This is a genomic window from Enterocloster bolteae, from assembly GCF_002234575.2.
GTDB classification, from domain to species: Bacteria; Bacillota; Clostridia; order Lachnospirales; family Lachnospiraceae; genus Enterocloster; species Enterocloster bolteae.
Genome location: NZ_CP022464.2, coordinates 3,383,500 through 3,397,034, shown reverse-complemented (window position 1 = coordinate 3,397,034; position 13,535 = coordinate 3,383,500). Strand labels below are relative to the sequence as shown.

11 protein-coding genes are annotated in these 13,535 nt (G+C 52.4%); all 11 read left to right on the top strand.

Going from position 1 to position 13,535, the window contains the following annotated elements:
- The first annotated feature begins 1 nt into the window (after position 1).
- The 11 genes from CGC65_RS15950 to CGC65_RS15900 all read left to right on the top strand — a co-directional run bounded on the left by CGC65_RS15950 (position 2) and on the right by CGC65_RS15900 (position 13,524).
- Positions 2-1,120 carry a hypothetical protein gene (locus tag CGC65_RS15950; RefSeq protein ID WP_002564385.1) on the top strand — a complete coding sequence of 373 codons (1,119 nt, stop codon included), beginning with the start codon at positions 2-4 and terminating at the stop codon, positions 1,118-1,120.
- Positions 1,121-1,170: 50 nt separating this feature from the next.
- Positions 1,171-1,491 (top strand): Mbov_0395 family pilin-like conjugal transfer protein, encoded by a 321-nt coding sequence (locus CGC65_RS15945; RefSeq protein ID WP_002564384.1) that lies wholly within the window; start codon positions 1,171-1,173, stop codon positions 1,489-1,491.
- Between the two features lie 100 nt (positions 1,492-1,591).
- Positions 1,592-4,021, top strand: coding sequence for a hypothetical protein (locus CGC65_RS15940; protein ID WP_002564383.1), 2,430 nt, complete (start codon positions 1,592-1,594; stop codon positions 4,019-4,021).
- 2 nt (positions 4,022-4,023) lie between these two features.
- On the top strand, positions 4,024-6,990 hold the full coding sequence (locus CGC65_RS15935; protein WP_002578365.1) for a hypothetical protein: 2,967 nt from the start codon (positions 4,024-4,026) through the stop codon (positions 6,988-6,990).
- Positions 6,991-7,029: 39 nt separating this feature from the next.
- The gene (locus CGC65_RS15930) at positions 7,030-7,815 is read left to right on the top strand and encodes a hypothetical protein (protein WP_002564381.1); all 786 of its coding nucleotides are present in this window, start codon (positions 7,030-7,032) and stop codon (positions 7,813-7,815) included.
- A gap of 23 nt (positions 7,816-7,838) precedes the next feature.
- On the top strand, positions 7,839-9,047 hold the full coding sequence (locus CGC65_RS15925) for a SpoIIE family protein phosphatase (protein ID WP_002564380.1): 1,209 nt from the start codon (positions 7,839-7,841) through the stop codon (positions 9,045-9,047).
- Positions 9,048-9,455, top strand: coding sequence for an ATP-binding protein (locus tag CGC65_RS15920; protein WP_002564379.1), 408 nt, complete (start codon positions 9,048-9,050; stop codon positions 9,453-9,455).
- Between the two features lie 37 nt (positions 9,456-9,492).
- Positions 9,493-9,765 (top strand): STAS domain-containing protein, encoded by a 273-nt coding sequence (locus CGC65_RS15915; protein ID WP_002564378.1) that lies wholly within the window; start codon positions 9,493-9,495, stop codon positions 9,763-9,765.
- Between the two features lie 14 nt (positions 9,766-9,779).
- Entirely contained in the window at positions 9,780-10,664 is an 885-nt protein-coding gene (locus tag CGC65_RS15910) for a CPBP family intramembrane glutamic endopeptidase (protein WP_002564377.1), read from the top strand.
- Entirely contained in the window at positions 10,665-11,654 is a 990-nt protein-coding gene (locus tag CGC65_RS15905; protein ID WP_002564376.1) for an NHL repeat-containing protein, read from the top strand.
- Between the two features lie 22 nt (positions 11,655-11,676).
- Complete coding sequence (locus CGC65_RS15900; RefSeq protein ID WP_002564375.1) at positions 11,677-13,524, top strand: CHASE2 domain-containing protein; 1,848 nt, start codon at positions 11,677-11,679, stop codon at positions 13,522-13,524.
- The last annotated feature ends 11 nt before the right edge of the window (positions 13,525-13,535 follow it).

Sequence of the window (13,535 nt, the reverse complement as noted above, 5' to 3'; positions counted from 1 at the left end):
GATGAAACGAATCAGAAGTCCGCTCCTTTTGGCCGCCATGGCTCTGCTGGCCGCCGGCCTGACGCTGTGGGGCTCGGCGGACAGATCTTTTGCCGGTCAGACAGACCAGGGATACGGCGCCGGCGGTGAGGCTAGAGAACTGGACAAAGAGGCGCAGGAGAGCATGTTTTCCTACCAGGTGGAAGGAGAACCGGAAAGTCCCTACGGAGAAGGCAGTCAGGAACTGGAACGGCTGCTGGAGGCTCTGGGAATGGAAGTCCCTACCTTACTGCCTGAGGAAGCAGCAGGGATGGAGAAGGTAGTGGATCCGCCCATGAACTTCCTTGTGTCAAAGACAGAAGGGCTCCTGGATTATACGTTGCCCGATGGCAGCCGGTTTTCCGCCAGTGTGCCCCAGGGAATGACTGTAACGGATCCGGTGACATTTAAGCCTGTGGAGAATGCCATCCTCACTGTCCTGCGTAATGGCTCCGGCATCGAAACTTCCAGGGATGGTATCTACAGCCAGCCTGGGAAGTACCACATCCGGATGGTGATTCTACCCACTTCTTCAGAGGGAGGAAGCAGACTTTTGGAGGTAAACTTCCGGTTTACCATCCTGCCCCGGGAGGTGTCTTTGCTGAATCTGCTGAAGGCCCCGGAGGGCTTTGCCATAGAGAAGATGGAACTGGACGGAAGGGGTATTTTACCCGATAATCCCCGATGGCATTTTCTGCATGGGGATGGGCGCTATAAGGTGAGATTCGCCCAGGAAAACGGAGGGCTCTTCTATGACATTTCCTTTAAACGGGATACCCAGGCGCCCCTTTTTACAATTTCTCCTGTTCCGGACAAAAAGGAGATGAAGGATACGGTCTTCCTGGAGCTTACAGAGGACATGACATCTCTGGAAATGTATTATAACGGAAGGATGGCGCCCATCCCCATAAAACGGCTGGAGCTGGCCGGACTTTACCAGTTCCGTCTCTGGGACAGGGCGGGAAATGAACGGTATTACCAGATAAGAATTGCAGAGCGGCTCCGGCCGCCCTCGCCAAAGACAATTATAATAACCATTTTAGGGGTGGGAGCTGCAGCCGGATGGTTTTTCTATCAGCGCAGGCACCCCAGGTTTTTATAATAGATCCATTTTAATGGATGGAATGAAAAAAATATGCAGGAGGATATGATATGAATGTACCGGTAATGTTATTAAATTCAACAGGAGGAAACCCTTTTGAGCAGGTATCCAAACCCGTAGTTGAACTGCTTAACATGGCTCTTACTCCCGCCCTTGGAATCGTAGGGGCGCTGGGAGCGATTTATTGCATTTTTCTTGGAGCAAAGCTGGCAAAGGCCGAGGAGCCCCAGGACAGGGAAAAGGCCAAGAACAGCCTGAAAAACGCAATTATAGGGTTTGTGCTGATATTTGTACTCATTGTGGTATTGAAGATTGGTATGGATGCTATGTCTAACTGGATGAACAGCGCCATGAGTAATGTAACTCCATAGTTCGCAGATAACGGGAAAACGGTGCTGCGCCTTATAAGGCGCAGTACCGCCCATGCGGGACAGGACACACAAGGGAAGCAGTTGGGAGGAGGTGCGCTTTATGAAAAGAAAATTAAGGAATTGCCTGGCCATCCTTACCGGCCTTAGTCTTTTTTTCACAGGGTGTAAAAACCAATCAGTGAATCTCTACATGGAAACGCTGGTGCCTGAGAGCGCCAGCCCTCCCCAGAGGCCGGTGGAGACAACCGGCACGCCGGCCAGCCTGCCGGATGTGGAAAAGGAAGTGGGGGAGCAGGCGTCTGTGTATCTGGAGCAGCGGTTTCAGGAGCTTACGGGTCCAAGAGCATTTTTTTTCCCAGAAAACCATTCACTGAGCCATACCGATATAAAAGTGTTTCAGGTCCTGGGACTGCTGGAGGGGAGATTTTATTATTATTATGTCACAAAAGAGATAAACACAGGGCAGGAGGTACATGCGCTGGCCTCATACGAATATGAAACAGAAAGATACAAGTCCCTCTATGAGAACAAGGTAGATCCCGGAGCAGCGGGGACGGATACAGACTCACAATACAGCTTCTACGGCCATCTCGCCGCGGATAAACTGGGACGGCTCAGAATCAGCCTGTATGATGGCGGAAATTTATTCATTCTTGACGGGGAGGGAAAGGTTGTTTTTTCCCGGACCTCGGAGGATGAGGGGGAGGATTTTCTTTATCTCATAGATTCAATCTTTGGCGTTGGGGGAACGAATCCGTCTTATTTCAGCAAGGATATTACAAATGTCACCACAAACGGGCGCTATTGTTTTTATGTTCCCATTACTCTTTATAAAGGTGATTACACCAGGGAGGTGGAGATAGGTGAGGAGGAGTATATACTGCAGTATGCATACTCTCCTATTGGAGCAGGTACCTTTCCCAATACAGAATATCTTCTCCAGGAGGATTTAAACTGGAATCAACGGGTTCTGGAGTGGAAGGCCATAGCAGACTCAGGGAACAGCGAACGGGATCCTGAGGAGGACTGGAAGGACGCCCTGAAGAAATATCCGGTGAAATGGGGTCCCTATTATGTGTCCACAGGCTATGACTGGGCGCCCGCCTTTCTGTATCGGCTGATGGAGTGGAAAAATCAGAAATTCAGGAATTTTGTGGAAGGAAAGAAAGGGATTTCTACTGCAGACAGCAAGGAAAATGAGGGATATGCCGAACTTTTTGCTATACCGGATGAGGAATCCATCTTCACGGATGTGTGGGAACTGAAGACAGGGCAGAACCTTATGAAATTCTTTTTCTTAAGCCCCGGGGAGGGGTACTGCCCTCTGGTGGGCAAAGTGGGCCAGAGATCGGATATTTTAAAGACAGAGACAAGAACGTATACGATTACAAAGACCAACAGTAAAGGTGAGAGCGAGGAGATAGAAATTGAGGATGAAATCCAGGCGGTTATCCGCAGAAAGGCCCTCTTTGCGGAGGGGGCGGCTGTAGAGCAGTTCTATGTCCTGGATAATAAAGCCGGAATAGGAGTGACAGCCGGACCTGTATGGAGGAGCGGAAATTATTCCATGGGTATCAATATAGGCCCCATTCTCCTGTGCATTGATTATTTCAAAGACCAGACCGCAAATGAGGCAGTATTTTTTCCCGCAGTTACCCAGTGGGAGATGCAGATGGGGGAGCAATATGAGGGAAATCTGAGCTTTTGCATCCTTGGCGGCCGGGCGGGAGACAGCTATCCTATGGCCCATAATCTGGAGAAGGAGATTATAAGCATATATGCAGGGGATGGTAAATACATAACCATAAAAACGGATGATTTAAATGCTTCCGGTTATGGACAGACATCTGCCGATCAGGAACTGCTGAGCGAGGTGGAGAAGCGGAAAGAATACAGGGAAGAGAAGGGATTTAACAAGAACAGCACTTACAAAATAGATAAAGAGAATGCCTATACCAATCCTGACCGGTACGGCAGGGATAACATACTGGTGATAAAGAATGGTGATTCAAAGAATCTTTTGTTTACCAGCTTCTATAACGGGATGCTTTATTTTGAAACGGAGAGGTACAGCATGAGTACGGAGCTTTCCACCGGAAAAGGGTATCACCTGTCTGAATGGACTCTGTATCAGGCATGGCAGACCGGGGAGGATGAGATAACCTGCATAGGCTTTCAGCGGACAGATGCAGTTTACTATTACATGGATATGGCAATGGCCCGGGTTTATAAACTCAGTTTAAAGGAGTTTAAGGAACAGGCGGCCGGTTATCAGATTCCTGTTGAAAGGAAGGCTCCGCCGGAAAACGAGGCTCGGGAGCCCAGCCTGGATGAAGGGGTGACTCTTCCTGCCCTTCCACAGGATATGGAAAGAATAAAGCAGGATATAAAAGAGAATTCCATTCCCCCCACCAGCTCCGCGTCCAGGGAGGAAATGGAAACCTTGCCGGATGTGACCATTACCGAGACAGGAGCTGTGGGAGACAGGATGTGGAAGGATGCACAAGAGAGAATGAGAGGAGAGGAATAGAAATGGCAGCAAACAACGGATTTAAGATTGTACAGTTTTCACCTGAATTGATTCAGGCCCTGACGCAGATGGGCGAGTTAAGAACCAGAATAAATGATTACGCGGTGGAGGAATTCAAAAACTACAAGGGTGAGGAAAAACTGGATCACCGGGATTTCGTGGAGATGATGAACCTGTCTCCGGAGAAATCGGAGAAAGAGCAGAAGGAATATGTGCGCAACTTCGTTAGAGACTACACCAGCGGAGATCCGCAGCTTCGTAAAAAATGCCTGGATGATATCTATGACAGGGATGACAGCTTTAATCCCGCCAGCCTGGATCTGTCCTGCCTCAAGGGCACGGACACCGGCCCCAGGGAGCCGGGAGGGCTTACCGGCAGTGAAAAAGATTTTATGAGCCTTATAGGCGCCTTTCGCCGGGAGCAGGCACTAAGTGTAAAGCTGAAGGAGAATCCCGGTTATGCGCAGGAGCGGTACGGTTCGGATTCAAGGAAGCGGGCGGAATTTGAGGCCAGGCGCACGGCTATGATGAACGGCTTAATTTCATATACGGACAATATGTTGAGGAACAACGGCTTTAATGAGCGGCTGCACCGGGGGAACGTGGCGCCGATGGCCGGGGACGGCGAATATGTGGCGGCGGATCTTGCTGTAAATCTTTACAGAAATTCCATGGACCGGTTGCAGGGCGGACGTACAGGGGAGAACCGGTTAAATTTCTCTCTGGGGCCGGAGAACGGCAATATATATGGATTGTCCAGGCAGCTGGCAGCGGGAAATCTGACCAATCAGATGAAAACCAATGCGGCGGCAGCATTTGACACATCCCTGGCAACCCTTTACCGCTCCGGGCTTCCGGCTACCACAATGAATGAGATGGGGGTTGACGCCCTGGATTTAATCCATGTGGACGGTCTGTCAGTCAGAGAGCGCTATGGTAATAAATATGCCAATCTTTCGGAGTGGGAACAGAACAAAATGATAAAGGCGGAGGTCATGGGCGCCATTATGGACGGACAGCGTGTGGACGCCGTCACCTTAGGGCTGGGAGCCAGGGGAAGGATGCAGGCTGTCACCCATACGCTGGAGGCGGATCTTCACGCCTACGACCAGATGGAAAAGCGCAGTGAGCACAGCGGATTCAGGCGCCTGTTTGACTGGGGGCCCGGAAAGATACGGACAAAAGCAGATAATGTTGACAGGAAAAACCGGGAAGACAGGCAGATGGAGGAACGCACTGGACTGATTACAAACAGCATTGCTTCCAGACTGGAGGCCAGAGAGTCCAAACAATATCTCATGGAGAATCTGGGGATGTCCCCCAAACCGGTAACGCCCCAGATACAGAGACAGGAGGAAAAGCTGCGGGGAATCGAAGGCAGGATTGGGGACATTGAAAAACAGAATTTTTCCAGCTATGAAGAGATCGGGAATATAAGCCGGGAACTGGAGCGAAGAAAGGTATATGAGGGAGCCCGGGAAAGATTTAACAAGGCAAAAAGCAAGCTGGACACCACGAAGGCTGTTATGGATAACGGCAATTTGCTGGAGGTAGATATACGGGAAGTCATGGATCCGATTATACCGGATTATGGGCCGGAGCAGAAGGAAAAACTTGGAAATTCTTACGACAATGACTTTTTGCCGGGGTATTACAAACTTGATGAAATACGTACTGCCAGGGATTTAAGCCAGGAGAAGCTGGAAGCCCGAAGGGACAGGCTTAACGCCTCTTTGGATCAGGGGCAGAAGAAGAATGAATACAGGCTGGAGGCAGTGAACAGGCTTTTAGATGCGAAAACACCTGAGGAAAGGGAGAAAGTGATTGGGGACACCCTGGAGGAGTTTAAGAAGGGGGCTCAGGCACATCTGGAACAATGTGAAGATACGCTGAACAGCCATCCCTGCGGTGAAATGTCTCCGGAACAGATTCAGGAAAAGGAAAAGAGGCTTCAGGTTCTGGAGGAAGGGCTCACACCAGTTCCCCAGGAACTGCTGCAGGAGCGGGCCATGGAGGAGGCAAGGCTGAACCAGCTTAAGGAGATGAACGGGGAAGACCGCACGCCTCAGATTAAAAAGTTCAATCAGGCGGAACTGCTGCACCCGGATTATATTCCTCCTGCCACAAAAGAGGAGGCTCTGGCGCGGATTGGCGAGCTGGACGCAAAATACGGCCCGGAGATACAGTATTTGGACCGGAGGGAAATGGTTAAGAATTTCAGGGCTCAGGATCTGTCTACCATTGATGAGACAAAGCCGTACTGGGCTAAGGAGCAGGCCGCTATGACGCTCCGTTATATGGATAGTATACCCATTGATACCAGCGGCCTGAGTGACAAGGCCAAGCAGACATTGGCAGAAGGACGCACCGCCATGGAAGCCATAGCGGGAGCCAAGGCAGGAACCGTTTCACTGGCAGGCAGCAATGCCAAGGGAATCGGAATCAGTATTGCTTATGAGGAGGCGTTAAAGACAGATCCTGCCTGTGCCAAGGCGGCAGTTAAAGGCGTGGAGTATGCGGAGAGCTTCAGCGCCCAGTGGGAAATGCGCCAGCTTCTGATGGATGACCTGAAAGAGCTTGTAAAAAAAGAGCCGGTGAAGAATATGAAGGCTGAGGCAGAGAAGAGCGGGCCGGAGAAGGCCGGGGCGGAGAAGGCCGGGGCAGAGAAGGCTGAGGCGGAGAAGGCCGGGGCGGAGAAGGCTGAGAAGGAAAAGAGCGGGCCGGAGAAGGCTGAGGCGGAGAAGGCCGGGCCGGAGAAATCCGGCGGGGCCAAAGGCAAAACAGAAGTGACTTTCGTGGAGCTTGAACTTTCAGAGAAGGAAGCCAAGGCAGCCGGGGCAGCTGCAAAACCCCAGAGCTCCTGGGAAAGGCATGATTTAAGCCCCTTCCACAAAGAAAGCAGCCGGTCCTTCCAGAAGGAGAGCGGCATAGGCAGCCACCGTCAGGATAATAAAAAGCCGGCCAAGTAGGAACTGGAGCGGGCAATAACCATCAGAGGAGGTAATAGGATGAAAGCAGGAAAGTTGACGGCAGGTTTCTGCCTTACAGTGCTGCTGACGGCCGCCGCCGCAGTCACTTCCATGGCTGCGCCGGGAACTTCCGGGGATTGGCGGCAGGAGCAGGATGGACGCTGGTATTATTATGATGAAGGAGGAACCATGTGCACCGGATGGATTGAGGTGGGGGGAAAACATTACTACCTCTATGAGGACGGCCACTGCGCCATGAACGAGATAACCCCGGATGGTTTCAGGGTAGACGCAGACGGGGCTTGGTATGAGGCAAAGAGGGAGCTTCTGGGGCAGGAATTCCCTCTGCCGGCCGGATTCCAGAACAGCATCAGCCTGGGAGACGGATGGGGCGGCGCACAAGCCGCCCTCAATGGAGCCGCAGGGAAGATAAGTGCGGATTCCGGCGGGAAAAGGAAGCTGTTGATTGACAGTACGGCAATTGAGTATAAGTCAGCTGTCAAGTCTGCCAAGGATGACGCAAGGTACATGGGCCTTTATAAGGATAGTACAACCGGAGGCTACAGACTGGATATCTTTATTCTACTGGACAGAAACAGCGAGACACAATCCCTTGGAGAGGCGCTGGATTATGAAGTCTTTAAGGCCATGCTGACCACTGTCAGCTCCACCCCCGACCAGCTGGAGGAAGCTGTATACAGCAGCTGGCAGGGGGACAATAGCTGGAACATATCCAGAGCCGCAATTACATCTGTGGGAGACTGCAGCGTGATATATGAGGCAGGACAAGGTTACGGGCGGTATTATCTCCGGCCCTCGGGCTAGTATTGCTGAAGGGAGTGCAGAAGATGGATATAGACAGATTGCTGGCCCTGAAGGAAGTGAGGGAACTGTTTCCCGCAGATGAGAAGGGAAAACTGCCGGAGGGAAGCTGCCTCCTGCTCTCCGCCATGGAGGAGCTTGACTTCCCCCCGGGCCGGGATATAGTGACCTGGGGGCAGGCGGGGGAGGATGGAATGTACATCCTTATGGAGGGCAGCGCCCAGGTGTTAGATTGCCATGGAGAGGAGATTAACACTCTTATGGGGCCGGGTAGTATTGTAGGGGAAATGGCCTTAATACGGGACGAGCCCAGAGGCGCCACGGTGCGGGCAATCACCCGGGTCCGGGCGGCCCGCCTTTCCAGAGTCCAGTTTGAGGAGGCGGCCGGAAGTAACCGCAGGCTGTATGGAGAACTGCTGAATGTGGTCTACAAAAAGACCACCAGTCTTGTCCGGGAGCAGGCTCGCCTCCACTCTGAGCTGGATATTGCCGCCAGGATACAGACTGGACTTCTTCGCAGAGACTTTGGGGGGCTGGAAGAACAGCTGGGTCTTCGGGCCTGGGCTTTAATGGAACCCGCCAAGGAGGTGGGCGGTGACTTTTATGACATATTCCCGGCTGCTCCCGGGAAAGCCTGTATTGTCATAGCGGACGTGTCGGGCAAAGGAGTCCCTGCTGCCCTATTTATGACCATGGCTAAAACACATATTAAAAACTACGCTATGCTGGATATGCCTTTGGAGGAGCTGGCATTCCGGGTAAACAACCGGCTCTGTGAAGATAACCCGGAGGAAATGTTTGTCACTGCTTTCATTGGAATGCTGGACACGGAGCAAGGTATTCTCACCTTTGTAAATGCCGGACATAACCATCCATATGTATCTTCGGAGCAGGGACCGTTTCACCAGGCGGCCTGCCATTCGGACTTTGTACTGGGCCTGTGGGAGGATATGAAGTACAGGGAACAAAAAATGGAGCTGGGAAAACAGGGAACCATTTTTCTTTATACAGACGGGGTTACGGAAGCTGAAAATCCCGAAGAAGAAATGTTTGGGGAACAGCGCCTGAAGGCGGTGCTGGACCGCTGCGCTCCGGAGGAGGACCCAAAAGGGATTATCAGCCGCATATCCATGGCAGTGAAGGATTTCTCGGTTAAAAAAGGGGCTGTGCAGACGGATGACATTACCATGCTGTGTGTCAGGGCATTATGCCGGAAAGAAGGGAATGAGAGATAAATGCTGGAGAAGCAGGTGCCGGCCGGAATGGAATATATGGATGGGGTGCTGGAGGCGCTCCGTGAGTATCTGGAAGAAGTAAACTGTCCAAAGAAAACAGCGCTTCATCTGGAAATCGCCCTGGAAGAGCTGTTCACTAATATTGCCAGCTACGCCTATGGGGGAGAGCCCGGACCGGTGCGGGTATACTGCGGACTGGAGGGTGGGGAGCTGGTGTTAGAGGTGGAGGACAAAGGTATTTCCTTTAATCCTCTTGACCGGGAGGCGCCGGATTTACAGCTTCCCCTGGAGGAACGCCCTGTGGGGGGATTGGGAATCTATATGGTGAGGCAGTTTGCGGACAGCGTTGAGTACCAGTACAGGGACGGGTGCAATATTCTCCGGCTGAAGATATGCATACGCCCATAATTATATGCCCTTCTGCGGCAGAATCGAGGTAAGTTATATGACAGAGGTTAAGACAGCAGTTAAAATCAGCGTGGCTCAGGCTCCTGAATTGGAAAAGGCCCTTAAATCCGTGCTGGAAACAGAGGAAAAAGAGATTGTGGTCAATATGGAGGATACGATTTATATGAGCTCCGTTGGACTGCGGGTATTTGCTTCCATTCAAAAAAAGATAAACGCATCGGGGAAAACCATGGTGCTTAAGAATGTCCGGCCTCAGATGAAGGAAATTTTTGAGGTGACGGGATTTGTAGGCGTACTATCGTTTGAGTGACAGGGGAGACGGGAATGGATAACAAAACTTTGACCTGGCAGCAAAGGGTGTGGAAATGGATAGGAGACTTTGTCTACGGGATAAGGCCACTGCTCCTTTATCTCTTACTGCCTCCCGCTATCTCTGCTTTCGGGCTTTTTATCGCCGGGCTTAAGGAGCATATAGAGTTTTTCCTGTGGCGCAGCGGCCAGTTTTACAGGACTCTGGGCCTGATTCTTGTATTTTATCTGATGCGGAGGAAATGCAGAAAGCGGGAAGTGTCCATCTGGGATGAAACCACTCTTTACTGGAGAGGGGTAAACGCAAAAAAGCTTCTCCTGCTTATGGGAGCCGGGGCAGGACTTAACCTTTTTATGTCCGCCGCCCTTACGGTGATTCCCTTTCCCGACTTTCTTATAGGCCCTTATCACGAGATGACCTATGAAGTGTTCGGTAAGGTAGATAAGATTTTGGCTATCCTGTCGGTTATGTTTCTTGCGCCTTTGGTGGAGGAACTGATATTCAGGGGATATGTGCTGAACCGCTTCCTGCGCAGGTTTGAGAGCCAGACGTTTGCAGTGCTGCTCTGTACCGGCATTTTCGCGGCCTGCCATGTAACTCCCCTGTGGGTTGCGTACGGACTTTTTATGGGTCTGCTGCTGGCCCATGTGTCCATTGTGGAGGACAATATTATTTATGCGGTGGCTCTTCATATGGGTTATAACATAATGACGCTGCCGGTGTGGTTTGCCAATGAGAGCCAGCAGATTTCCATGGTCCTTTTCGCATCCCCGGCACTGATTGGGGTTTATGGAGTAATCGGAATCTCAGTGGCTGTGCTTTGTCTCCGGCAGTATCCTTTGGATATAAGACAGCTGGCGGAATATTTTCCTCGGATAAAAAGAAAGGGAGAGAGGTAAATGAAAACTATCTGGAAAAGACATGGAATGACCGGCTGTGGGACGAAGGCGCTGGGCTTTGTCCTGTCATTGGTATGTTCCGGATGCATTCTGGGGGTGAGTCTGTCGGGTGCCGCTCCCTTTTTTGATAATACAGGGGATGGCTTCTCACCCCGGGTCATGGTACAGGGCCGGGAGGGATGTTTTCTGGCGGCGGATGGATTTAACAAGGTAATCTGGCAGGTGACAGAGGAAGGCCGCAGTATCTATGCGGGGCAGAAGGGAGCTGCCGGGAAGTATGGGGAACCCCGTGGCGGCTACAGGGACGGAAGCCTTGGGGAAATGCTTATCGGCGAGCCCTGGGATATGATTCCTTATCTGGATGGATATGCTCTGTCGGACAGGAGCAATCATGTAGTGCGCTATATTTCCCCGGAGGGCGCCATGACCGCGGCGGGAACCGGAAAAGCAGGTTATGAGGATAATCTGGCCTCAAAAGCATTGTTTGCCGCCCCAACGGGCCTGGCTGCGGGACCTGACGGAATACTTTATATTGCAGACACGGATAATGACGTAGTCCGCAGCCTGTCCCTGTCCGGGAAGGTGGATACCTATCTGCGGGGCCTGTCCGCGCCAACAGGCATATGCTTTTATGAAGGTGCGCTGTATGTGGCGGACACAGGCAACAACCGGATTGTGAAGGCTATGGACGGAGCCGTGGTCTGGAGCGCGGGAACAGGAGAGGACGGATTTGCGGACGGCCCTGTGTCGCAGGCCATGTTTTCAGGACCTCAGAGAATTACCGCGGCGGAGGACGGCGCCCTCTATGTGTCGGATACAGGCAACAGTGTGGTACGGAAGATATGGGGGGACAATGTTTCCACCCTACCGGCCGCCGATGCGGCGGACCCGGATCTGACCATCGCGTCCCCGGAGGGGATGATGGTGATGGGGGATCATATTTACCTGTGCGACAGTTTTTTGAGAAAGGTGTTTGTGCTGCCCAGATAACAGGGAATAGATGGGAGGCAGTATGGATAAAAAATTGATAAAGGCGTACCTGCCCTGGGGGTTATGTGCCGGGATATTTACCATAGCGGCCGCGTCCGGATTGTTCTATGAGATGGATAACCGTCTGTCAGACGCGCTGTATCAGGAGCGGCGGGGGACAGACGGCAGAATCGCCATTGTGGGTATTGACCAGAGATCCCTTGAAGCGCTGGGGCCTTTTGGCACCTGGGACCGGCGGATACTGGCACAGACGGTTTCCTATCTGAACCAGGGGGATATCCGTCCTGCGGTTATCGGGCTGGATGTACTTCTGGCAGGAGAAACCGGGACAGAAGGGGATTTACTTCTGGCAGAGGCTGCGGGGACCGGGGAAAATGTGGTCACCGCAGCAGCGGGAACCTTTGGTTCCTCTCTGGTTACAGCGGCGGACGGCACCTTTTATCTGGATGATTTTACCGTGAAGTCCTTTGATGAACCTTACAAAGCCCTGAGGGACGTGACCGCCCAGGGACATATCAATGCAATGTATGATAAGGACGGCATCCTGCGCCACCAGCTGCTGGAGCTTGGGCTGCCGGACGGGCGCGTATTTCCATCCTTTGCCCTGACCATAGCAAGGAAGTATATACAACAGGAAGGAGGCCGGGAGGCCGGTCTTCCGCCTGTGGATTCCAGGGGCTTCTGGTATTTGAATTATTCCGGGCTGCCGGAGGATTACAGTGAGTTCATTTCTATAGTGGATCTTTTGGAAGAGAATATTCCGCCTGAATATTTTGCAGATCGGATTGTGCTCATAGGGCCTTATGCCGCAGGGCTGGGAGACCAGTATATTACCTCCGCAGACAGGGGAGACCCCATGTACGGCGTGGAGATACAGGCCAATGCCATACATGCGCTTCTGGAGGGTGATTATAAGGAGGAACCAGGCGCTGGCATCCAGCTGGCGGTTCTGTTCCTGGTGCTGGCGGCAGCCGGCGCGTGGTTTAAGAGCAGCCGGCTGGCAGGGGGAGGGGCAGTGTGGCTGGCAGGCTCTTTCGCATATGTAATCATTGCCAAGGCTGCCTATGAGAAAGGAATGGTCCTGCGTATTCTTTGGATTCCCCTGGGATTGACCCTTTTTTTCGGGGCGTCGGTGATGATCCATTATGGAAAGGCTGTCCTGGAGAAACAGCGGGTGACGGCCACCTTCAAACGTTATGCAGCACCGGAGATTGTGGATGAGATACTGAGGCAGGGAACCCAGTCTCTGGAGCTGGGCGGAAAGCTTACACAGCTGGCTGTGCTGTTTGTGGACATCAGGGGATTCACCTCCATGTCTGAGGCGTTGGAACCGGGACAAGTGGTGGAGGTATTAAACAGTTATCTTACCCTGGTTTCATCCTCCATCAAGAACCATGGAGGAACCCTGGACAAGTTTATTGGGGACGCGGCCATGGCCTTCTGGGGCGCGCCCCTGGCACAGGAGGATTATGTGATGAAGGCTGTCCTGGCTGCTCTGGATATGGCAAAAGAGGCGGACCGCCTGGGGGATCAGCTGGAGGCGCGTTTCGGGCGCAGGCTTACCTTTGGAACCGGAATCCACACAGGTCCCGCTGTGGTGGGAAATGTGGGGGCGCCTGACCGAATGGACTATACTGCCATCGGGGATACGGTAAACACGGCTTCCAGGCTGGAGTCCAATGCCCCCGGGGGAAAGATTTACATATCCGCAGCTGTTGCAAATGCGCTGGAGGGAAGGATTAATGCAAAGGCCATAGGCAGCATCCGGCTGAAGGGAAAAGCCGGGGAATTCCAGGTGCTGGAGCTGGAAGGGCTTACGGAAGGAAGCTCCGGCAGAATGCCGGTGTCAGAGGGTAAGAAGGCGGATTAAGTATTGGAAAG

Excerpts from the sequence above, each read along its gene's own strand:
- CGC65_RS15950 (WP_002564385.1), top strand. The coding sequence starts at position 2 with ATGAAACGAATCAGAAGTCCGCTCCTTTTGGCCGCCATGGCTCTGCTG.
- CGC65_RS15945 (WP_002564384.1), top strand. The coding sequence starts at position 1,171 with ATGAATGTACCGGTAATGTTATTAAATTCAACAGGAGGAAACCCTTTT.
- CGC65_RS15940 (WP_002564383.1), top strand. The coding sequence starts at position 1,592 with ATGAAAAGAAAATTAAGGAATTGCCTGGCCATCCTTACCGGCCTTAGT.
- CGC65_RS15935 (WP_002578365.1), top strand. The coding sequence starts at position 4,024 with ATGGCAGCAAACAACGGATTTAAGATTGTACAGTTTTCACCTGAATTG.
- CGC65_RS15930 (WP_002564381.1), top strand. The coding sequence starts at position 7,030 with ATGAAAGCAGGAAAGTTGACGGCAGGTTTCTGCCTTACAGTGCTGCTG.
- CGC65_RS15925 (WP_002564380.1), top strand. The coding sequence starts at position 7,839 with ATGGATATAGACAGATTGCTGGCCCTGAAGGAAGTGAGGGAACTGTTT.
- CGC65_RS15920 (WP_002564379.1), top strand. The coding sequence starts at position 9,048 with ATGCTGGAGAAGCAGGTGCCGGCCGGAATGGAATATATGGATGGGGTG.
- CGC65_RS15915 (WP_002564378.1), top strand. The coding sequence starts at position 9,493 with ATGACAGAGGTTAAGACAGCAGTTAAAATCAGCGTGGCTCAGGCTCCT.
- CGC65_RS15910 (WP_002564377.1), top strand. The coding sequence starts at position 9,780 with ATGGATAACAAAACTTTGACCTGGCAGCAAAGGGTGTGGAAATGGATA.
- CGC65_RS15905 (WP_002564376.1), top strand. The coding sequence starts at position 10,665 with ATGAAAACTATCTGGAAAAGACATGGAATGACCGGCTGTGGGACGAAG.
- CGC65_RS15900 (WP_002564375.1), top strand. The coding sequence starts at position 11,677 with ATGGATAAAAAATTGATAAAGGCGTACCTGCCCTGGGGGTTATGTGCC.